15 protein-coding genes are annotated in these 21,567 nt (G+C 68.8%); all 15 read left to right on the forward strand.

What is annotated here, in order from left to right:
- Nucleotides 1-164: 164 nt before the first annotated feature.
- The 15 genes from ngcE (at nucleotide 165) to fxsT (ending at nucleotide 21,546) form a co-directional block, all read left to right on the forward strand.
- A complete protein-coding gene (gene ngcE / locus CRP56_RS32230) occupies nucleotides 165-1,610 on the forward strand; it encodes an N-acetylglucosamine/diacetylchitobiose ABC transporter substrate-binding protein (protein WP_097269959.1) in 1,446 nt (481 codons plus the stop codon).
- Between the two features lie 66 nt (nucleotides 1,611-1,676).
- Nucleotides 1,677-2,612 (forward strand): carbohydrate ABC transporter permease, encoded by a 936-nt coding sequence (locus CRP56_RS32235; protein ID WP_097269961.1) that lies wholly within the window; start codon nucleotides 1,677-1,679, stop codon nucleotides 2,610-2,612.
- Between the two features lie 17 nt (nucleotides 2,613-2,629).
- Complete coding sequence (locus CRP56_RS32240; RefSeq protein ID WP_097269963.1) at nucleotides 2,630-3,553, forward strand: carbohydrate ABC transporter permease; 924 nt, start codon at nucleotides 2,630-2,632, stop codon at nucleotides 3,551-3,553.
- 182 nt (nucleotides 3,554-3,735) lie between these two features.
- Nucleotides 3,736-4,935, forward strand: a complete 1,200-nt coding sequence (locus CRP56_RS32245; protein WP_097274654.1) for an ROK family transcriptional regulator — start codon at nucleotides 3,736-3,738, stop codon at nucleotides 4,933-4,935.
- 133 nt (nucleotides 4,936-5,068) lie between these two features.
- On the forward strand, nucleotides 5,069-6,160 hold the full coding sequence (locus CRP56_RS32250) for a sugar ABC transporter substrate-binding protein (RefSeq protein WP_097269965.1): 1,092 nt from the start codon (nucleotides 5,069-5,071) through the stop codon (nucleotides 6,158-6,160).
- A gap of 243 nt (nucleotides 6,161-6,403) precedes the next feature.
- Nucleotides 6,404-7,195, forward strand: coding sequence for an ATP-binding cassette domain-containing protein (locus CRP56_RS32255; protein ID WP_079083355.1), 792 nt, complete (start codon nucleotides 6,404-6,406; stop codon nucleotides 7,193-7,195).
- Nucleotides 7,192-8,514, forward strand: a complete 1,323-nt coding sequence (locus CRP56_RS32260; RefSeq protein WP_097269967.1) for a sugar ABC transporter permease — start codon at nucleotides 7,192-7,194, stop codon at nucleotides 8,512-8,514. Before CRP56_RS32255 ends, CRP56_RS32260 begins: the two co-directional genes overlap by 4 nt.
- A gap of 180 nt (nucleotides 8,515-8,694) precedes the next feature.
- Entirely contained in the window at nucleotides 8,695-10,620 is a 1,926-nt protein-coding gene (dxs, locus tag CRP56_RS32265; protein WP_097269969.1) for a 1-deoxy-D-xylulose-5-phosphate synthase, read from the forward strand.
- A 138-nt stretch (nucleotides 10,621-10,758) separates the two neighbouring features.
- A complete protein-coding gene (locus CRP56_RS32270) occupies nucleotides 10,759-12,261 on the forward strand; it encodes an amino acid permease (RefSeq protein ID WP_097269971.1) in 1,503 nt (500 codons plus the stop codon).
- Between the two features lie 264 nt (nucleotides 12,262-12,525).
- Nucleotides 12,526-12,717 carry a hypothetical protein gene (locus CRP56_RS32275; RefSeq protein ID WP_097269973.1) on the forward strand — a complete coding sequence of 64 codons (192 nt, stop codon included), beginning with the start codon at nucleotides 12,526-12,528 and terminating at the stop codon, nucleotides 12,715-12,717.
- A gap of 22 nt (nucleotides 12,718-12,739) precedes the next feature.
- Complete coding sequence (locus CRP56_RS32280; protein ID WP_097269976.1) at nucleotides 12,740-14,878, forward strand: FxsB family cyclophane-forming radical SAM/SPASM peptide maturase; 2,139 nt, start codon at nucleotides 12,740-12,742, stop codon at nucleotides 14,876-14,878.
- A 7-nt stretch (nucleotides 14,879-14,885) separates the two neighbouring features.
- Entirely contained in the window at nucleotides 14,886-15,716 is an 831-nt protein-coding gene (locus CRP56_RS32285) for an aminoglycoside N(3)-acetyltransferase (RefSeq protein ID WP_097269978.1), read from the forward strand.
- On the forward strand, nucleotides 15,709-16,365 hold the full coding sequence (locus CRP56_RS32290) for a TIR-like protein FxsC (protein WP_097269980.1): 657 nt from the start codon (nucleotides 15,709-15,711) through the stop codon (nucleotides 16,363-16,365). The genes CRP56_RS32285 and CRP56_RS32290 overlap by 8 nt, the downstream gene beginning before the upstream one ends.
- Nucleotides 16,358-17,617, forward strand: a complete 1,260-nt coding sequence (gene fsxC, locus CRP56_RS32295; protein WP_179851173.1) for an FxsC protein — start codon at nucleotides 16,358-16,360, stop codon at nucleotides 17,615-17,617. Before CRP56_RS32290 ends, fsxC begins: the two co-directional genes overlap by 8 nt.
- Nucleotides 17,614-21,546: an FxSxx-COOH system tetratricopeptide repeat protein gene (gene fxsT, locus CRP56_RS32300; protein ID WP_097269984.1), complete on the forward strand. Its 3,933-nt coding sequence runs from the start codon at nucleotides 17,614-17,616 to the stop codon at nucleotides 21,544-21,546. The genes fsxC and fxsT overlap by 4 nt, the downstream gene beginning before the upstream one ends.
- Nucleotides 21,547-21,567: the final 21 nt, after the last annotated feature.

Here is a 21,567-nt window from a genome sequence, read left to right on the forward strand (position 1 = left end):
TCGATCTTGCTCCGCTGGCGGGAAGTGGACTATACCTGTCGGCACTTCACTGATCCGTGCAACCGCACGTTCGCACTTCCTGCACGACCCAGCGTGACCCGATCGCGGTGCCCGGCGAGGATCCGGTTCACCGCCTGAGTCCTGGAGAAGGCGAGGACTTGAGCATGGGATCCACTTCCGCCGAGAACGACAAAGGCTCCGTCGGCCGCCGTGATCTGATCAAGCGGTCCGCCGCCCTCGGTCTGATCACCGTACCCACCATGAGCTTCCTGTCCGCGTGTGCCAGCGGTGGCGGGGACGACGACTCCGGCAGCGACACCCCCAAGGGCAAGACCACCAAGGACAACCCCTTCGGCGCCGAGAAGGGCAGCAAGCTCGACGTCGTCATCTTCAAGGGCGGCTACGGCGACAACTACGCGAAGGTGTGGGAGGCCGACTTCCAGAAGAAGCTCGGCATCACCTCGACCCACACCGGGACGCAGGAGATCACCGGCAAGCTCCAGCCCCGCTTCAACGCGGGCAACCCGCCGGACATCGTGGACGACTCCGGCGCCCAGCAGATCAAGGTCGACGTCCTCAACAAGAACGGCCAGCTCCTCGACCTCGCCGAGGTGCTGGACGCCCCGTCGGTCGACGACCCCTCCAAGAAGGTCCGCGACACCCTCATCGCCGGCACCCTCGACCCGGGCACGTTCGAGGGCAAGGTCGTCGCCCTCAACTACATCTACACCGTCTGGGGCCTGTGGTACTCGGGCAAGCTCTTCAAGGAGAAGGGCTGGGAGGAGCCCAAGACCTGGGACGACTTCCTCGCCATCTGCACCGACGCCAAGAAGCAGGGCATCGGCGGCCTCGCCCACCAGGGCAAGTACCCGTACTACATCAACGTGGCCATCATGGACCTGATCGCCAAGACCGGCGGCCTGGACGCCATGAAGGCGATCGACAACCTCGACCCCAAGGCCTTCGTCGGCTCCGACGCGGCCCAGGCGGGCGTCGAGGCGATCTACGAGGTCGTGGAGAAGGGCCTGTTGATGCCCGGCACCAACGGCCTCACCCACACCGAGTCGCAGACCCGCTGGAACCAGTACAAGGCCGCGTTCATCACCTGCGGTTCCTGGCTGGAGAACGAGCAGCTCAAGACGACGCCGGCGGACTTCGACATGAAGTTCCTGCCGATGCCGCTGCTGCCCGACAGCAAGCTGCCCTTCGAGGCGATCCGGGCCGGCTCCGGCGAGCCCTTCATCATCCCGAACAAGGCGAAGAACCTCGCCGGGGCCAAGGAGTTCATGCGGCGCATGCTCTCCAAGGAGTGGGCGACGCAGTTCGCCAAGGAGGCCAACTCGCTGACCATCCTCAAGGACGGCGTGGACTCCAGCGTCACGCTGCGCCCGGGGACCCAGTCCACGGTGGAGGCGTCCAAGGCGGCGGGTGACAACACCTTCCGCTACCTGTACGTCGACTGGTACAGCGAGATGGGAGCGGCGATCGAGGCCGCCTCCAACGAGCTGATGGCCAAGCGCATCCAGCCCAAGGAGTGGCTCAAGCGCGCCCAGGCCGCGGTCGACAAGCAGGCCAAGGACCCGGCCTCCAAGAAGAACCACCGGGACTGACCGACGCCGTTCCCCGGGCCGGAACTCCTCCGGCCCGGGGAAGGACACCAGGGGCAGGGAACGCCAATGCGCAAAGGGCAGTACAGGTTCGTCGCGGGATTTCTGTTCGTCCCCGTGGCGCTCTATCTGATCTTCGTGATCTGGCCGTACATCCAGACGTTCGGCTATTCGCTGACCGACTGGAAGGGACAGTCGCAGACCTTCAAGTTCGTCGGCCTGGACAACTACAAGGCGCTGTTCGACGACGACGTCTTCATGCAGGCCATCTGGCACAACATCCTGTTCCTGATCTTCATCCCGGCGATCACGATCCTGCTCGCCCTGTTCTTCGCGTTCATGCTGAACGCGGGCGGGCGCAGCCGGGCCGGCGGGGTCGCGGGTGTCGCCGGATCGTCGTTCTACAAAATCGTCTACTTCTTTCCGCAGGTGCTGTCACTGGCGATCGTCGCGGTGCTTTTCAACGCCGTGTACCGCAGTGACGGCGGCGGTCTCCTCAACGGCGTCCTGATCAAACTCGGACTGGTCGACGCCCAGAATCCGATGGAATGGCTGAACGAGCCGAACCTGGTGCTGTGGATGCTGATGATCGCCGTGGTCTGGCACGGCGTCGGCTTCTACCTGGTGCTGTTCTCCGCCGCCATGCAGTCCATCCCGAAGGACATCTACGAGGCCGCCCTGATCGACGGCGCCGGCCGCAACCAGTCCTTCTTCCGCATCACCCTGCCGCTGCTCTGGGAGAGCGTGCAGACCGCCTGGGTGTACCTGGGCATCGTCGCGATGGACATGTTCGTCCTCGTCTCCTCGATGACCCAGAACATGGGCGCCTACGGCGGCGGTCCCGATCACAAGAGCGACGTGATGTCGACCGTGATGATGCGCAACTTCCAGTACTTCGGCAAGAGCGGATACGCCTGCGCGATGGGCGTCGTCATGCTGCTGCTCACCCTGGTCCTGTCCGTGGTCATGCTGCGCGTCACCCGCCGCGACCGCGTCGAGTTCTGAGCGGGAGAGATACGACGATGAGCGCACCCATCAAGGAGACGGCGGACGCCCCCGTGCGGCGGCCCGTGGCCAAGACCCCGGCCCGCCCCGGCGACGAACGCAGCGAGGGCGTCGTCCTGAACGTCTTCTCGCACGGCTTCCTCGCCCTGTGGGCCCTGCTGATCATCCTGCCCCTGCTCTGGCTGGTCCTGAGCTCCTTCAAGACCGACGGCCAGATCGGCGGCTCGGCCCTCGGCTGGCCGCAGAACTGGTCGCTGGACGTCTTCGGACGGGCCTGGGACAAGGGCATCGGCGACTACTTCCTCAACACCGTCATCGTGCTGGTCTTCTCCGTGCCGCTGACGATGCTGTTCGGCTCGATGGCGGCGTACGTGCTGGCCCGCTACGAGTTCTGGGGCAACCGGTTCCTGTACTTCTTCTTCGTGGCCGGCGCGATGTTCCCGGTGTTCCTCGCCCTCGTCCCGCTGTTCTTCATGGTCAAGCGGCTGGACATGCTGAACACCTACCAGGGGCTGATCCTGGTGTACGTCGCCTACTCGATGCCGTTCACGGTCTTCTTCATGCACGCCTTCTTCCGGACCCTGCCCACGGCCGTCTTCGAGGCGGCGATCCTGGACGGCGCCTCGCACAGCCGCACCTTCTTCCAGGTGATGCTGCCGATGGCGAAGCCGGGTCTGATCAGCGTCGGCATCTTCAACACCCTCGGCCAGTGGAACCAGTTCATCCTGCCGACGGTCCTCATGCAGCCGCAGAGCGGTGACGATCCCGAGCGCTACGTCCTCACCCAGGGCCTCATCCAGCTCCAGCAGCAACAGGGGTACGCCTCCGACCTTCCGGTGCTTTTCGCCGGGGTGACCATCGCGATGATCCCGATGCTGGTCGTCTATCTGTCCTTCCAGCGCCAGGTGCAGGCGGGCCTTACGTCCGCGACCTTGAAGTAGCGCTCCGAGAGCGCCCGTGAGCGCACCGTCCCCGCCCCAGGTGACGGTGCGCCGAGGCGTGTCCACGGCCCGGATACTGTTCAACCTCTTGACGGGAGGCGACCCGAACGGCTCAGCTTAGAGTTCACTAGTTGGACATAGACGGGGCCTCATCGATGCGGTCCCGCGCGCAGGAGGTCGTCGTGGAGACTCCGGGGTCGCAGTCGTCGCTGCACCGAGCCAACCTGGAACGGGTCGTCCGGGCCGTCCGGCTGGCCGGGTCGCTCACCCAGGCGGAGATCGCACGGACCACGGGTCTGTCCGCGGCCACCGTCTCCAACATCGTGCGGGAGCTCAAGGACGGCGGAACCGTCGAGGTCACGCCCACATCGGCCGGTGGCCGCCGGGCCCGCAGCGTCTCGCTCAGCGGCGACGCCGGCATCGTCATCGGCGTCGACTTCGGCCATACGCACCTACGGGTCGCCGTCGGCAACCTGGCCCACCAGGTGCTGGCCGAGGAGTCCGAGCCGCTGGACGTGGACGCCTCCTCCACACAGGGCTTCGACCGGGCCGAAGAGCTGGTCAACCGCCTGATCGCAGCAACGGGCGTGGACCGGTCGAAGATCGCCGGAGTGGGCCTGGGTGTCCCTGGCCCGATCGACCTGGAGTCCGGCTCCCTGGGCTCCTCCGCGATCCTGCCGGGCTGGATCGGCACCAAGCCCGCCGAGGAGCTGGGAGGCCGCCTGGGCGTCCCCGTGCACGTCGACAACGACGCCAACCTGGGCGCCCTCGGCGAGATGGTCTGGGGCAGCGGCAGAGGCGTCAGAGACCTGGCGTACATCAAGGTCGCGAGCGGTGTCGGCGCCGGTCTGGTCATCGACGGCAAGATCTACCGCGGTCCGGGTGGCACAGCGGGAGAAATCGGGCATATTACTCTTGATGAATCCGGCCCGGTCTGCCGCTGTGGAAACCGTGGCTGTCTGGAGACCTTCGCGGCCGCGCGCTACGTGCTGCCGCTCCTCCAGTCCAGTCACGGCACGGACCTGACGATGGAAGGCGTCGTGCGGCTGGCCAGGGACGGAGATCCTGGCTGCCGTCGGGTGATCGCCGACGTCGGCCGCCATATCGGCAGTGGAGTGGCCAATCTCTGCAATCTCCTGAACCCGAGCAGGGTGGTCCTCGGCGGTGATCTCGCCGAGGCGGGCGAGCTGGTTCTCGGGCCCATCAGGGAGTCCGTCAGCCGCTACGCCATTCCCAGCGCGGCACGTCAACTCACCGTTCTCCCGGGGGCACTTGGAGGCCGTGCGGAGGTGCTCGGAGCACTCGCTCTCGCGCTCAGCGAGATGGGTGATTCGACCCTTTTGGACGGCACGCTGCACTCAGCGGCTCCTGCCTTCACTTAGAGAACGAAACCCGCCGTTGCCAACCCGTTAAGTATTTACTTCTTGACGTCGCACGTGTGGCCGAGTTGACTTCCAGCCACCTCGGCCGCAACGACGCGGCCTCGTCAGGGAGGTTTCTGAAGTGAACACGCTTATGCGTCGTGCGGCTGTCCCCGTTCTGGTCTCGGCCCTCGCCCTCACGGCCGCCGCTTGCGGCAAGGCCGGCGACGACAACGACTCCGGCGGCGGCAGCAGCTCCGGCTCGGGCAACAAGTCGATCGGCCTGCTCCTGCCGGACAGCGTCACCACCCGCTACGAGCAGTTCGACAAGCCGCTGTTCGAGGCGAAGGTCAAGGAGCTGTGCTCCGACTGTTCCGTCTCCTACGCGAACGCCGGAGCGGACGCGGCCAAGCAGGCGCAGCAGGTCAGCACCATGGTCACCAAGGGCGTCAAGGTCATCGCGATCTCCGCCCAGGACTCGGCCGCCATCAAGTCCTCGATCGACGCCGCGGTCAAGAAGGGCGTCAAGGTCATCGCGTACGACCGTCTGGCCCAGGGCCCGGTCTCCGCGTACGTCTCCTTCGACAACGAGAAGGTCGGCCAGCTCCAGGGCCAGGCCCTGCTCGACTCGCTCGGCTCCAAGGCGACCCCCAAGGCCAAGGTCGTCATGATCAACGGTGACGACGCCGACCCGAACGCCGCGCTGTTCAAGAAGGGCGCCCACAGCGTCCTCGACGGCAAGGTCGACATCGCCTACGAGCAGTCCGGCCTGTGGAAGGACTCGATCGCCGCGCAGAAGATGAAGGCGGCCATCACCCAGCTGGGCGCCAAGAACATCGCGGGCGTCTACGCCGCCAACGACGGCATGGCCGGTGGTATCGCCAACACCCTCAAGGGCTCCGGCATCTCCGGCATCCCGCTGACGGGCCAGGACGCCGAGCTCGCCGGTATCCAGCGCATCGTCGCCGGCACCCAGTCCAGCACGGTCTACAAGGCCTTCAAGCCCGAGGCCGACGCCGCCGCCCAGCTCGCGGTCAACCTGGTCGAGGGCAAGAGCATCGACGACCTCGCCACCACGACCATGACCAACGGCTCCGGCAACAAGGTCCCGTCGCAGCTGCTGACCCCGGTCTCCGTCACCGTGAAGAACATCAACGACACGGTGGTCAAGGACAAGCTGTACACCGTCGACCAGATCTGCACCTCGGCCTACGCCGCCGCGTGCAAGAAGGCCGGCCTGCAGTAACCCACCGCCTTCGGGGGCGTGCCTGAGCCACGGCACGCCCCGTCGGCAGGTGCAAGCCCCTCCGGCGCCCACCCCGCCTCCATACCCCGCTGCGGGGCGGGCGCCGGACGGAAGCAACCCGTGCGCGCCCGTTGCCAACTCGGCCGGACTGCGCGCAAGTTCATCTAGTAGATCTGTGCTTCGAGCACATCCTCCGCGTCTTACCCCAAGCGCGGCATCCCCGCCGGTCAGGCGGCGAAGGAGATGGTTCACGTGTCCGCTACGCCCGTGCTGGCGTTGCGCGGAGTCTCCAAGCGATTCGGTGCGGTTCAGGCACTCACCGACGTCGAACTGGAGGTCCACGCCGGAGAAGTAGTCGCCCTGGTCGGCGACAACGGCGCAGGAAAGTCCACGCTGGTCAAGACGATCGCCGGTGTCCACCCCATCGATGAGGGCGTCATCGAGTGGGACGGCAAGCCGGTCAGCATCAACCGGCCGCACGACGCCCAGGGACTCGGCGTCGCGACGGTCTACCAGGACCTCGCGCTGTGCGACAACCTCGATGTCGTCGGCAACCTCTACCTCGGACGCGAGCTGCTGCACCGCGGCGTCATCGACGAGGTCACGATGGAGCAGAAGGCCCGCGAGCTGCTGTCCACGCTCTCCATCCGCATCCCGAGCGTCCGCATCCCGATCGCGAGCCTCTCCGGTGGCCAGCGTCAGGTCGTCGCCATCGCGCGCGCCCTCATCGGTGACCCCAAGGTCGTCATCCTCGACGAGCCCACCGCCGCCCTCGGTGTCGAGCAGACCGCGCAGGTCCTCGACCTCGTCGAGCGGCTGCGCGAGCGCAACCTCGGTGTCATCCTCATCAGCCACAACATGGCCGACGTGAAGGCTGTCGCCGACACCGTCGCCGTGCTGCGCCTGGGTAAGAACAACGGTTCCTTCTCCGTGAAGGACACCACCCACGAAGAGATCATCGCCGCCATCACGGGCGCCACGGACAACGCCGTGACCCGTCGTGCGGGGCGTCGCAGCACGGAGGCGGCAAAGTGAGCGACACGTCGAAGGTAGAGAAGACGGACGGCGTGGTCGAGGAACAGACCACCGTCGCCCCGGCCGACGACCCCACGGCCGCTCCGGTCTCGGTCGTCGACCCGCGCCTGCTGATCCGCGAAGAGGGTCTCAAGGGCTACTGGACCGAGTTCAAGCGCAAGGTGAAGGGCGGTGAGCTCGGCTCGCTGCCGGTGGTCGTCGGCCTGATCGTCATCTGGACGATCTTCCAGGTGAAGAACGACCTGTTCCTGAGCGCGGACAACCTGTCCAACATCAGCTACTTCATGGCCGCCACGGGCATGCTCAGCATCGGCCTGGTGTTCGTGCTGCTGCTCGGCGAGATCGACCTGTCGGTCGGTTCGGTCAGCGGTCTGGCGTCCACGATCTTCGCGGTGTTCGTGGTCAACCACGGCATGGGCCAGTGGCTGGCCCTGATCCTCGCCATCGTGACCGGTGTCGCCATCGGCGCCCTGCACGGCTGGTTCTTCGCCAAGATCGGCGTCCCGGCGTTCGTCGTGACCCTGGCCGGCTTCCTCGGCTGGAACGGTCTGATGCTGTGGCTGCTCGGCGACAGCGGCACGATCAACATCCCGTCCGACAGCGGTCCGATCCAGCTGCTCGGCCAGAGCTCGTTCTTCATGGACCAGGCCATCGTCGGCGCCTACCTCCTGGCCGGCCTCGCCGTCGCGTCCATGCTGATCGGCTCCCTGATGGACCAGCGCCGCCGCAAGGTCGCGGGTGTGCCGTTCCGGCCGACCAGCGAGATCCTGATCCGGGTCGGCGCGCTCGCCGTCGCCGCGTTCGCCGCGGCGGTCGTGCTGAACAACGCCGCCGGTGTCTCCAACGCGCTGGTGATCTTCCTCGCCTCGCTGGTGATCGTGGACTTCGTGCTGCGTCGTACGACGTACGGCCGCAAGGTCTTCGCGGTCGGCGGCGGCATCGAGGCGGCCCGTCGTGCCGGTATCAACGTGCCGGCGATCCGCATCACCGTGTTCGCGATCTCCGGTGGCTTCGCGGCCATCGGCGGTATGTTCTTCGCCGGTCAGACGGCGTCGGCGACGCTGAACGCCGGTGGCGGCAACACGCTGATGCTCGCCATCGCGGCGGCCGTCATCGGTGGTACGTCGCTGTTCGGCGGTCGCGGCAACGTGTGGTCCGCCCTGCTCGGCATGCTGGTCATCCAGTCGATCCAGACCGGTCTCGACCTGCTGAACATGAACACGTCGATCCAGTACATGATCACCGGTGGCGTTCTGCTCGGCGCCGTGGTCATCGACTCGGTGTCGCGTCGCAGCCAGAAGGCCGCCGGTCGCGGCTAGCACGTCCGAGAACGGCCCGGCGCTGAAAATACAGCGCCGGGCCGTTTTCATGTCGTACGAACGATGGATCGTGGGTACAGCCGATCGCGTGACGTATGACGCACCTCCCGAGCGCCGTCCGCAAAGGCGGAACATTAGACTCGACAAGCCCGGCAACAGCTCTACTGCAAGGAGGCACGGGTGCCGCTGCTGACCCGCATCAGGGGACCGCGCGATCTGGACCGGCTCAGCCTGGAGCAGCTGGACCAGCTGGCAGAGGAGATCCGGACCTTCCTCGTCGACGCCGTCTCCAAGACCGGCGGCCACCTCGGCCCGAACCTCGGCGTGGTCGAGCTCACCATCGCCCTGCACCGTGTCTTCGACTCCCCGAAGGACAAGGTGCTCTGGGACACCGGACACCAGTCCTACGTCCACAAGCTGCTCACCGGCCGTCAGGACTTCTCCCGGCTCAAGATGAAGGGCGGCCTGTCCGGCTACCCCTCGCAGGCCGAGTCCGAGCACGACGTCATCGAGAACAGCCACGCCTCGACCGTCCTCGGCTGGGCCGACGGCCTCGCGAAGGCCAACCAGATCCAGCAGCGCGACGACCACGTGGTCGCCGTGATCGGTGACGGCGCCCTCACCGGCGGCATGGCCTGGGAGGCGCTGAACAACATCGCCGACGCCAAGGACCGCCCGCTGGTCATCGTCGTCAACGACAACGAGCGCTCCTACGCGCCGACCATCGGCGGCCTCGCCAACCACCTGGCGACCCTGCGCACCACCGACGGCTACGAGCGCTTCCTGGCCCGCGGCAAGGACCTCCTGGAGCGCACCCCGGTCGTCGGCAAGCCCCTCTACGAGACCCTGCACGGCGCCAAGAAGGGCCTGAAGGACTTCATCGCCCCGCAGGGCATGTTCGAGGACCTCGGCCTGAAGTACGTCGGCCCCATCGACGGCCACGACATCGAGGCCATGGAGTCCGCGCTGGCCCGCGCCAAGCGCTTCGGCGGCCCGGTCATCGTCCACGTCCTCACCGAGAAGGGCCGCGGCTACCAGCCCGCCCTCCAGGACGAGGCCGACCGCTTCCACGGCATCGGCCCCATCCACCCCGACACCGGCCTGCCGATCAAGGCCTCCGGCGCCGACTGGACCTCGGTCTTCGGCGACGAGATGGTGCAGCTCGGCAAGGAGCGGAGGGACATCGTGGCCATCACGGCGGCGATGCTCCAGCCGGTCGGCCTGAAGAAGTTCGCGGACACCTTCCCGGACCGGATCTACGACGTCGGCATCGCCGAGCAGCACGGCGCGGTGTCCGCCGCGGGCCTGGCCCACGGTGGCCTGCACCCGGTCTTCGCCGTCTACGCCACCTTCCTCAACCGCGCCTTCGACCAGGTCCTCATGGACGTCGCCCTGCACAAGTGCGGCGTGACCTTCGTCCTGGACCGCGCGGGCGTCACCGGCACCGACGGCGCCTCCCACAACGGCATGTGGGACATGTCGATCCTCCAGGTCGTCCCGGGCCTGCGCCTGGCCGCCCCGCGCGACGCCGACCAGGTCCGCGCCCAGCTCCGCGAGGCCGTGCAGGTCGACGACGCGCCGACGGTCGTACGGTTCTCGAAGGGCGCCGTGGGCCCTGCCGTACCCGCCGTGGGACGCGTCGGCGGCATGGACGTCCTGCGCGAGCCCGGCACGGACACCCCGGACGTGCTCCTGGTCTCCGTGGGCGCCCTCGCCCCCATGTGCCTGGAGATCGCCTCGCTCCTCGACAAGCAGGGCATCACCACCACCGTCGTCGACCCGCGCTGGGTCAAGCCGGTGGACGAGGCCATGGCCCCGCTCGCCGAACGCCACCGCGTGGTCGTCACCGTCGAGGACAACTCCCGCGTCGGCGGCGTCGGTTCGGCGATCGCCCAGGCCCTGCGCGACGCCGGCGTCGACGTCCCGCTGCGTGACTTCGGCATCCCGCCGCGCTTCCTCGACCACGCCTCGCGCGCCGAGGTGATGGCGGAGATCGGCCTGACCGCCCCGGACATCGCCCGCCAGGTCACCGGTCTGGTCGCGAAGCTGGACGGCAAGTACAGCAGCGCGGCGGCGGCCGAGGAACCGGAGCCCGCGCGCGACTGACACGCCTGAATGGGCCGGTCGTACCACCGTGAAGGGTGGTACGACCGGCCCATTTGCGTGAATCCCCACGCGCCGGGGCATACGCAGTACGCCCCCTCTCGATCATGTCGAGGACGAGACAGCGTGGGAGGTACGCCCGTGAGCAGCACACTCTTCCGGACGAAGAGAGTCGAGCAGTCCATTCGCGACACCGAGGAACCAGAACACGCGCTGAAGAAGTCCCTCTCCGCGCTGGATCTGACCGTCTTCGGTGTCGGCGTCATCATCGGCACCGGCATCTTCGTCCTGACCGGCACGGTCGCCAAGAACAACGCCGGCCCGGCGGTCGCCCTGGCCTTCGTCGTCGCCGGCGTCGTCTGCGCGCTCGCCGCGCTCTGCTACGCCGAGTTCGCCTCCACCGTCCCGGTGGCCGGCTCGGCGTACACCTTCGCGTACGCCTCCCTGGGCGAACTGCCCGCCTGGATCATCGGCTGGGACCTGGTCCTGGAGTTCGCGCTCGGCACGGCGGTGGTCGCCGTCGGCTGGTCCGGCTACATCGCCTCGCTCCTCGACAACGCGGGCTGGCATCTGCCGGAGGCGCTCAGCGGCCGGGACGGCGCCCACGGCTTCGGCTTCGACATCCTCGCGGCGGCGCTCGTACTCGTGTTGACCGGCATCCTGGTGCTCGGCACGAAGCTCTCCGCGCGCGTGACGACGATCGTCGTGGCCGTCAAGGTGACGGTGGTCCTCGTCGTCATCATCGCGGGCGCCTTCTTCATCAAGGGCGACAACTACGACCCGTTCATCCCGAAGTCACAGGCGGTCGAGGCGGGCGGCAGCCTCCAAGCCCCGCTGATCCAGCTGATGTTCGGCTGGGCACCCTCCAACTTCGGCGTGATGGGCATCTTCACGGCCGCCTCGGTGGTCTTCTTCGCCTTCATCGGCTTCGACGTGGTGGCGACGGCGGCGGAGGAGACGAGGAACCCGCAGCGGGACATGCCGAGAGGCATCCTCGGCTCCCTGCTCATCTGCACGACGCTCTACGTGGCCGTGTCGATCGTCGTCACCGGCATGCAGAAGTACACCGACCTGTCGGTGACGGCCCCCCTCGCGGACGCCTTCAAGGCCATCGGACACCCCTGGTACGCGGGATTCATCAGCTTCGGCGCGGCGGTCGGCCTGACGACGGTCTGCATGATCCTGCTGCTGGGCCAGACCCGCGTCTTCTTCGCGATGAGCCGCGACGGCCTGCTGCCCCGCTTCTTCTCCCACGTCCACCCGCGCTTCAAGACCCCGCACCGCCCGACCATCCTGCTCGGCGTGATCATCGCGATCGTCGCCGGCTTCACCCCGCTCAGCGAACTCGCCGAACTGGTCAACATCGGCACCCTGTTCGCGTTCGTGGTCGTGGCGATCGGCGTCATCATCCTCCGCCGCACCCGCCCCGACCTGCCCCGCGCCTTCCGCACCCCGTGGGTCCCGGTCCTGCCGATCCTGTCGGTGCTGGCGTCGCTGTGGCTGATGCTCAACCTGCCTACCGAGACGTGGCTGCGGTTCGCGGGGTGGATGGTGCTCGGGTTTGTCGTGTACTTCCTGTACGGGCGGTCGCACAGTCGGCTGGCGAGGGACGCGGCGAGGTCGACTCACGGCAACGCGGAGTAGCTACCCGCAACGGCCCCCTGCGCGGTGCTCCGGCGCCTTGCGCGGGGGCCGCCCTGTGTTCGCAACATGCTCCGCCCTGACCGGAATTGACTCTTGCCTGGAGGAAGCTGGCTCGTAAGGTACCTTTACCGCCCTTGTGTCCGACCGGAAGCGGCCACGATGATGGGGGAGTGGTGACGACGAGCCACCTCTCAACTGCTCAGTGCGATTCCACTCGGTGACGATCCGACCGGCGCGATTCACGGACCGGCGAAGGAGACCGCAATGACGAACAGCGGAGAGGCGTCCGCTGCACTTCTGGACGAGTTAGGAGCGGCGACCGAGCCGCTTGCCACGAAGATTCCCGACTGGGGCGCCGTACCTCTGGACGACCCTGGCGCGATCGACCGGCACACGCTCAACAGGCTGCTGCCCTCCCGTCGGCAGCCGGGCTCCGGCTTCAACTCCAGCATCTGACCGCCCCGGACGCCAAGGGCCGATGACCGCAGGGACAAGAGCATTCCGCCAGTTCGTCCTGAAGATGCACAGCAGGTGCGACCTGGCCTGTGACCACTGCTATGTGTATCGCCACGCCGACCAGAGCTGGCGCCGTCGGCCGCGGGTCATCCCGGACGAGGTGGCGGCGGCAGTGGTGTCCCGGATCGCCGAACACGCCAGGGCCCACCCCGAGCTCCCGGGCGTTCACGTCGTCCTGCACGGTGGCGAACCCCTGCTCGCCGGGCCCGGGCGGCTGGCCCGGATGGCACAGGAGTTGCGCTCCGCACTGGACGGCGTGTGCGCACTGGACCTGCACATGCAGACCAACGGCCTGCGCCTGGACGAGTCGACGTGCCGCATGCTGGTCCGCGAGCGGATCAGCACCGGCATCTCCCTCGACGGCGACCGCGCCTCGAACGACCGCCACCGCAAGCGCGCCGGCGGCGGCGGATCGTACGACGCCGTGGTCAGGGCCGTCCGGCTCATCGGCTCGCCCGAGCACCGCAGTGCCTTCGCCGGCCTGCTGTGCACCATCGACGTGCAGAACGATCCGGTCGCCGTCTACGAGGCCCTCGCCGCGCTCGATCCGCCGCGGGTGGACTTCCTGCTCCCGCACGCCACGTGGGATCAGCCGCCACCGCGAGAACCCGCGCGCCCAGCGGCCCACGCCCGCTGGCTGATCACCGTCCACGACCGCTGGGCCGCCGACGGTCGGCCCTTCCCGGTCCGGCTCTTCGACTCGATCGAGGCCGGCCGGGACGGCCAGGAGTCCTTCACCGAGGCGCTCGGCCTCGGCAGCCCGGACCTGGTCGTCGTCGAGACAGACGGCGAGATCGAGCAGGCCGACTGGCTCAAGACGGCGGGCCCCGGGGCGCCCAGCACCGGTTTCCACGTCCTGCGCAACTCCTTCGACGAGGCGGCCGCCCACCCGGGCTTCCTGGCCCAGAGCGGGGGAGTGGACCGGCTGAGCCGACAGTGCCGGGACTGTTCCGTGGTCCGGATCTGCGGCGGCGGCCTGTACGGGCACCGCCACCGTGCCGCCAACGGCTTCGACAACCCCTCCGTCTACTGCGAGGACCTCTTCCGGCTGATCGGCCATGTGCTGAGCGCCCCGCGTCCGCGTCCAGCGCGCCGGACACACACGCTGACCGCCCACGGTTTCGACTCCCTCGCCGCGGGCGACGGCGACAGCGCCGCACTGCGTGCCCTCACCGAGGCCGAGGCCAGCGTCCGGCGGATGCTCCTCGCCGCCGTGTGCGCCCGTCACCCCGGGCCCGAGGCGCGCGCCCTCGCCCACCTCGACCGGCACCGACCCGTGCAGACCGCGCAGACCGTCCGCCACCCCCACCTCGGCACCTGGGCGGTGCGCAGTGCCGAGGGGCGGCTGCCGGCGACCGCCGTACGGCAGCGGCTCGGTGAGATCGCCGTGGCGGTGGCGCTCCGGGCCGGTACCGACCTGCGCGTCGATCTGCCGGAGGGGGCCGCGCAGGCGCATCTGCCCGGAACCGGGCACCTGACGCTGCCGGACGGCCCCGGACCGGTCACCCTGCTCGCCCGCGCGGGCCGGCTGCTGGTCGCCGCCGGACCGGACCGGACCCCCCGTCCGCTCACCGAGGCGGCCGATTCCGGCTTCGTCTGGCACCCGGTACGCCGCCTGGCCACACGGGAGTTCAGCGTGCTCGTGGAGGACGCCGACCCCTGCCGCGACGGGTTCTCCACCCCTTCGGCGCCCACCTTGGACGAGGCCGAACACGCCCTCTGGCTTCGGCTGTTCACCGAGGCGGCCGTACATCTGCGCGCCCGTCACGCCGGCCGCGGCCCCGGAGTCCGCGCCCTGTTCACGGCGTGCACGCCGCTGCGCGGCACCGGCCCGCACGGGCTGGTGGCCGTCGACCCGTACGCCTTCGGAGCCCTGGGAGTGGCGCTGCCGGACACCGCCGTGACGCTGGCCGCTCTCGTCGTGGAGGGAGTGCAGCAGATGAAGTTCAACGCCCTGTCCGACCTTTTCGACCTCGCCGGGAGCGACGAGGCCAGGGAGCTGCTGCGGTCGGCGTACCTGGACCGCCTTCCGGCCAGGGCGATTCCGTACGACGGCCTTACCGCGGCCGGCCTCCGGATGGCCGACCGGCTGCGCGGCTGACAACCGGATGAGAACAGCGGCAGTGCTCTCCGCCCACTTCCGCGAACTCGGCGTGGAGAAGGGCACGACCCTGCTGCTCCACTCCTCACTGCGGTCCGTCGGCCCGGTGCGCGGCGGCGGCAGGGCGGTGCTGAGTGCCCTCCGGGACGCGCTCGGCCCCGGAGGCACGCTCGTGGTGCCCACGTTCACCGAGGGGAACTCGCTGACATCACGGGCGTATCTCCACATGACGCGAGACCTGACACCACTTCAACTTCTGTCCTACCGTGAACACATGGAGCCCTTCTGCGCGGCTTCTACGCCTTCGCAAGGCATGGGACGGCTGGCGGAGGAGGTGCGGGTCACTCCGGGAGCCACGCGCAGCACTCACCCGCAGGCGTCCTTCGCCGTGCTCGGACCAAGGGCTGCCCGCATCACGCGCGACCACCCCCTGGACTGCCTGCTCGGCGAGCGGTCCCCGCTGGGCAGGCTGTACGAGGAGGAGGCATACGTCCTGCTGCTGGGCGTCGGCTACGAGACCTGCTCGGCGTTCCATCTCGCCGAGTACCGGCAACCGCACCCACCACGCCGCCGCTACGACTGCCGGGTGCTGACGCAGGACGGCCCGCGCTGGCTGAACTACGTGGATGTCGCCCTGGACGACAGCGACTTCGGCACACTCGGCCGATGCCTGGAGGCCGCCGATCCGGCCCCGGACGGTCCAGTCGCCCGGGGCCGGATCGGCGCCGCCGACAGCAGACTGTTCCCGCTGCGCTGGGCGGTGGACGCCGCCGGCGACTGGCTGGCCAAGTGCCGCACCCGGCCCGAAGACCTCCCCGTGGAGGCCGACCGTGCCTGATCACCAGCCCCGCGCCAGCGTTCAGGAGCCGTACGGGTTCCTCAGTTACGGGCGCAACCCCGAGTCACCGGAGTCGCATGAACCGCCGGACGAGCTTCTCGTGCGCTTCCACGGCAAACTGTCGAGACACCTGAGGCAACTCACCGACCTGCGCGCTGGGATCGACGCGGTCTACCTCGACCAGCGGATCCCGGTGGGCACCGGCTGGAAGGCCGAGCTGAAGGACCGTCTCGCCCGTTGCCAGGTCCTCGTACCGGTCCTGTCCAAAAGGCTGTTCGCCAGCAAGTGGTGCGCCCTGGAATGGGAGTGCTTCGAGCGGCGGCAGCAACTCCAGCGCGACCGGGGTACGTTCACCCGCAACGCCATAGTGCCGGTCCTGTGGGCCCCGCTGCGGTCCGACGAGATCCCCCCGCCCTATGCCGATGTGCAGTACGTCCACCAGGACTTCAAGTCCGACTACGGCCGGTACGGGCTGCTCGGCCTGTACAGTCACGGGCGCCACCAGACCGCCAACGGGATCGCCTTCCAACTGGCCCAGGAAATCGCCGACGTGGCGGTCAGTTCCCGCCTCGAACCCTGCGACCCAGCTCTCTTCGACGACCTCTTCGACTCCATGGACGGATCGGCGGGGGAGGAACCCGATGCATGACAGCCGTTCCGCACGACGCGTGCGACGCAAGGCGCCCTACTTCTTCCTCAGTTACGCCCCCGCTCCCGTGCCCGGTGGTGACTCGGAGGCGGAGGACCTGGAGCCGGACAAGGACGTGGAGGAGTTTCACGCGGATCTGCTCAGGGCGGTCGCCGGCCTGAGCGGCTCCCTCACGCTCCCCTCCCTCGGCTATCTGGACGCCACCGACCGTGGCGGCCCCGCCATGGCCCGGGCCCTGCAGAGCAGCCATTGCTTCGTACCGCTGATCACTCGCCGCTACTTCATCGACGGTTACTGCGGCCGGCAGTGGACGGCGTTCGTCAACCGCGCCCGCCGAGGCACCCTCGTCCCGGTCCTGTGGACGCCCGTTCCCACTACCGCGCGCCCGCTCTCCGTCGATCTGGGGCTGCCCTCACCCGACCGGGCGACGACTCCGACCCACGTCGACCCCGAGGCGCTGAGCCGCTACGCCAAGGGCGGCCTGTACGGGCTGCGGCAGTATCCCGGTGGCTCGGACTACTACGACCAGTGCGTCCGCCGGATCGCCCAGTGCGTCGTGGAGGCCGCGCTTGGCTCCCCCGAACCCGCCCCGGGCGAGGCCGAGTTCGCCGATCTTGACGTGCCTGACGCGTTCGACACCTCCTTCTGGCATCCCCTGGGCATCGCCGTGCTGGCTCCCGACATCCACCACCTGCCACCGGGCCGCAGCGACACCAAGTACGGGCGTGAGCCCCGTGATTGGCAGCCCTTCAGCGACGGCCTGAGCATCCCGCTGGCCGAACGCACCGCCGAACTCGCCCGCAACCTCGGCTTCGCCCCCGAGATCCGCACCTACGACGAGGCCGAGGACGTCTTCCTCGGGCGACGCGAGACCACCAGCCCGTGGATCCTCGTCATCGACCCCTGGATCCTGCACGACCGCGGGGCGTTGGACCGGCTGCGGGCCTTCGACGCACGGGACCTGCCGTGGGTGACCGTGCTGACCGCGCTCGCCGACGACCCGCAGACCCGGCGGGCCCGCGAGGAACTCCAGGAACTGCTGGAGTCGGCGCTGCCCCGGAGGCTCAGCAGCGGCCGCTTCATCCAGCGGGGGGCGGTCGCCGGACTCGACAACTTCGAGGCGTTCAACCGGCGTTTCATCGAACTGGCCGACAGCGCGGCCCAGCAGTACCTCACCCGAGTTCCGCTAACATCCTCGACCAGCCACTCGGCGTCTGCCGATCCCCAGGGCGACCAGGAGGCCCAACCGTGAGCGGCGTGCAGTCCCGCCCCGACGGCGGCAAGATCGTCACGTTCTACAGCTACAAGGGCGGCAGCGGTCGCACCATGGCTCTCGCCAACACCGCGTGGATCATGGCCTCTCAGGGGCGGCGCGTCCTCGTGGTCGACTGGGACCTGGAGGCACCCGGCCTGGACCGCTTCCTCCACCCGTTCCTGGAACCCAGCGCCTTGCACGACCGCCCCGGAGTGCTGGAACTCATCAATGACTACGTGTTGAAGGTCGACCACCTGCAGGAAGCGGCCGAGCCGGACTGGATCGCCGAACAGGCCGACATCAGCCGGGCGGTGAACCCGCTGCAGTGGCGCTTCCCGGCCGGCGGCCGACTGCACTACATCTCGGCCGGCCGTCAGGACCGCAACTACTCGTCGATCTTCTCCCAGTTCAACTGGAACCTCTTCTACGGCGACCAGTACGGCGGCCAGTTCCTGGACGCGCTGTGCGCCCAGTTCCGGCACGGCTACGACTACGTTCTCATCGACAGCCGCACCGGCCTCAGCGACATCTCGGACATCTGTACCCTGCACTTCCCCGACGTGCTGGTGAACTGCTTCACGCACAACGACCAGAGCATCGAGGGCGCGGCAGCCGTCGCCCGCCGGGTGCAGGACACGACGGGCCAGCGCCGCATCCGGATCCTGCCGGTCCCCATGCGGGTCGTGGACTCCGAGGCCGACCGGCTGGAGGCCGCGCGCGCCAAGGTCCGGCTCAGCTTCGACCAGCTGCTGGTCCGCACCCCGGGGGTCGACTCGCGCAGCTATTGGGGGAAGGTGGAACTGCCGTTCAAGCCCACCTACGCCTACGAGGAGATGCTGGCGACCTTCCGTGACGAGCCGGAGACCCCCGCCTCGTTGCTCGCCGCCTGCGAACGGCTGACGTCCTTCATCACCGAGGGCGACGTGAGTTCACTCGTCCCGATGAGCGACGAGGAACGGCAGAACTACCTCAAGGTGGTCGTCCGCCGCCGGCCGCCGGACCCCACCCATGTCTTCCTCAGCTACGTCCCCGAGGACCGGATCTGGGCCGAATGGATCGGACGGGTCCTCAGCGACGCCGGCTTCACCGTCAGCGACGCCCGGTCCGAGGACGGCTCCGCGGCCGGTGTCCCGCTGCGTGAGGACACCGACAACAAGGTGCGCGGCGCCTCTCGCACGGTCGCCGTGCTCTCCGCCGACTACCAGAAGTCCCCGCAGGCTCGGGCCGTGTGGGAAGCCGTGGCCATGGCCGACCCGATGGGCTCACGGCGGACCCTGGTGCCGGTCCGGGTCAGCGACGCCCGGTTGGAGCACCCGTTCTCGGACCGGATGCCGATCCATCTGAGCAGCATGAACGAGGGTCAGGCGCGCAGTGCCCTGCTGCGGGCCCTGGACGCCCAGCCCGCCCAGGGCGAGCACCCCGCGGACACGGGCTCCGGCGGGCCCCGCTTCCCCGGTGCGGAACCGCCCGTGTGGTCCGTGCCCGGCCGCAACGCCGCCTTCACCGGGCGCGCCGTTCTGCTGGACACGCTGCGCCGACAGCTCACCGACACCGGCACCGCCACCCTGCTGCACGGCATGGGAGGCGTCGGCAAGACCCAGCTGGCGACCGAGTACGCGCACCGGTACCGGGGCAACTACGACGTCGTCTGGTGGATCGAGGCGGAGTTCCCCGACCTTGCCCTGCGCCAGTACTCCGAACTCGCTCCGCACCTGGGCGTCGAGGAGCGGGACAGCATCAGCGCGACGGCCAAGGAGGTCCGCGAGGCGCTGCGCCGAGGGGACCGGTACAACCGGTGGCTGCTGGTCTTCGACAACGCCACCACCCCCGCGTCCCTCGATCCGATGCTCGTCGACAGCCCCACCGGCCACGTCCTGATCACCACCCGCAACGAGGGCTGGGCCCAGGTCGGCGAGCGCGTCGAGGTCGACGTGTTCTCCCGGACGGAGAGCGTCGAGCACCTGCTGCGCCGGGTCTCGGCCATCAGTGAGGAGGACGCCAGCCGGGTCGCGAGCGCCCTTGGTGACCTTCCGCTGGCCGTCGACCATGCCGCCGCCTGGCTGAACGAGACCGGCCAGGACGCCAGCGAGTACATGGATCTGCTGGACTCGCAGCTGGCGCGGCTGGAAGCGGACGTCGACGCCCCCGGTTTCCCGCTCCAGGTGGGGGCGACCTGGAACATCTCGATCGAGCAGCTCGCCTCGCCGGCCGCCCGGCGCCTGCTGGAGCTGTGCGCGCACTTCGGCGCCGACCCGATCTCCCTCGACCTGGTGAACCGCAAGGAGATGGTCGAGGTCCTTCAGGAGGCCGAACCGGGCAGCGGTGGCCGGGCCCTGGTGAACCGTGCCATCCAGCAGTTGCACCGCTACTCACTGGCCAAGGTCGACCGCAAGACCAACAGCATCCAGGTGCACCGGCTGGTGCAGGCGGCGGTGCGTTCGTCGATGTCCGCCGAGGAGCAGGAGACGGCCCTGCGCGCCGTACGCAACGTGCTCTCGGGGGCGCGCCCGTCCCAGGGGGACGCGGAACGCCCGGCGAACTGGGAGCGCTACAACACCATCTGGCCCCACCTCAAGACCCCCTGGACCAGGTACTCCCTCGACGAACGCATCCGCGAGCTGATGACCGAGTGGTTGCGCTATCTGAGGGTCCGTGGTGAGTACGCGGAGGCGCTGTCGCTCGCCGAGGAGCTGCTGGTCACCTGGCAGAAGGAGGCCGGGGCCAACGACCGTATGACCCTGCATCTGCGCTTCGAGATGGCCAACGTGCTGCGCGCGCAGGGCTGGTACAGCAGAGCGCTGGAGATCGACCAGGACGTCTACGAGCGTCAGCGCGCGGCCCTGGCCGCCGACGACGAGCACATCCTCATGACGGCGGGTGGCCTCACCGCGGACCTGCGGGCCGTCGGGCAGGTCCGCCGGGCCCTGGAGATCGACCGCGAGACCTACGAGCGGTCGATGAACCTCTTCGGCGAGGACTACTCCAGGACCCTCTTCGCGGCGAACAACCTGGCCGTGTCGATGCGGATGGCCGGAGACTGCTACGAGGCGCAGAGCGTCGACCGGGAGAACTGCGAACTGCGCGCCTCGACCCTCGGGCCCAAGCACCCCTACACCCTGTTCTCCAAGATCAACCTGGGACGCGACCAGCGCTCCTGCGGCGAGTACGAGGCCTCGGCGGAGACTCTGCGCGAGGTCTACGCGACGGCTGTCGAACTCGGACCCGAGCAGCCGCCCGCGCTGGAGGCGGCCAAGGCGCTCGCCATCACCCTGCGCCGGCTCGACCGGCTGGACGAGGCGATGGACATCAGCGGTCAGGTGCTGGAGGTATGCCGACGACGGCTGGGTGATGCCTCGCCCGAGACGCTCGTGGTGCGGCTCGGTCACGCCGGCCACCTCTCGGCCGCGGAGCGCCATGAGGAGGCCTGCCAGGAGACCGCCAAGCTGCTCGATCTGTTCCGTTCGGCGCTCGGCGAGAGCCACCCCAACACACTGGCGTGCGCGGTCAATCACGGCATCAACCTGCTGTCGACGGGCAGCCTCACCGAGGCCCGCGCGGTGTGCGAGCAGGCCCGTGACGCGCTGCGGACCACGCTCGGTGCGGAACACCCGTTCAGCATGAACTGCCAGATGAATCTGGCCAACGCCGAGGCGGCCCTGGGCGAGAGGGCCGAGGCCGAACAGAACTACCTCCAGGCTTACCGGGAGTTGTGCGACAGGCTCGGCACGGACCACCCCACGGCCCTCACCTGCCGGGGCAACCTGTCGATCCTGCTGCGGGAGTCCGGCCGTGTCGCCGAGGCCGACCAGATGGCCCGGGAGACCCTCGACGTGCTCGGGCGCAAGCTCGGCGCCAAGCACTCCAAGGTGGTCCGGCTGCGTGAGGGCCACCGGGTGGGGCTGGAACTGGACCCGCACCCGATCTGACGTGGGCGGCGGGGGTGCGGG

It is taken from the genome of Streptomyces sp. TLI_55 (assembly GCF_900206255.1).
In the GTDB taxonomy this organism is placed as follows: Bacteria; Actinomycetota; Actinomycetes; order Streptomycetales; family Streptomycetaceae; genus Streptomyces; species Streptomyces aquilus.

Coding starts and splice junctions, on each gene's coding strand:
- CRP56_RS32255 (WP_079083355.1), top strand. CDS start 6,404: ATGGTTCACGTGTCCGCTACGCCCGTGCTGGCGTTGCGCGGAGTCTCC.
- fsxC (WP_179851173.1), top strand. CDS start 16,358: ATGCATGACAGCCGTTCCGCACGACGCGTGCGACGCAAGGCGCCCTAC.
- CRP56_RS32235 (WP_097269961.1), top strand. CDS start 1,677: ATGCGCAAAGGGCAGTACAGGTTCGTCGCGGGATTTCTGTTCGTCCCC.
- CRP56_RS32240 (WP_097269963.1), top strand. CDS start 2,630: ATGAGCGCACCCATCAAGGAGACGGCGGACGCCCCCGTGCGGCGGCCC.
- CRP56_RS32250 (WP_097269965.1), top strand. CDS start 5,069: ATGCGTCGTGCGGCTGTCCCCGTTCTGGTCTCGGCCCTCGCCCTCACG.
- ngcE (WP_097269959.1), top strand. CDS start 165: ATGGGATCCACTTCCGCCGAGAACGACAAAGGCTCCGTCGGCCGCCGT.
- CRP56_RS32285 (WP_097269978.1), top strand. CDS start 14,886: ATGAGAACAGCGGCAGTGCTCTCCGCCCACTTCCGCGAACTCGGCGTG.
- CRP56_RS32275 (WP_097269973.1), top strand. CDS start 12,526: ATGACGAACAGCGGAGAGGCGTCCGCTGCACTTCTGGACGAGTTAGGA.
- CRP56_RS32280 (WP_097269976.1), top strand. CDS start 12,740: ATGACCGCAGGGACAAGAGCATTCCGCCAGTTCGTCCTGAAGATGCAC.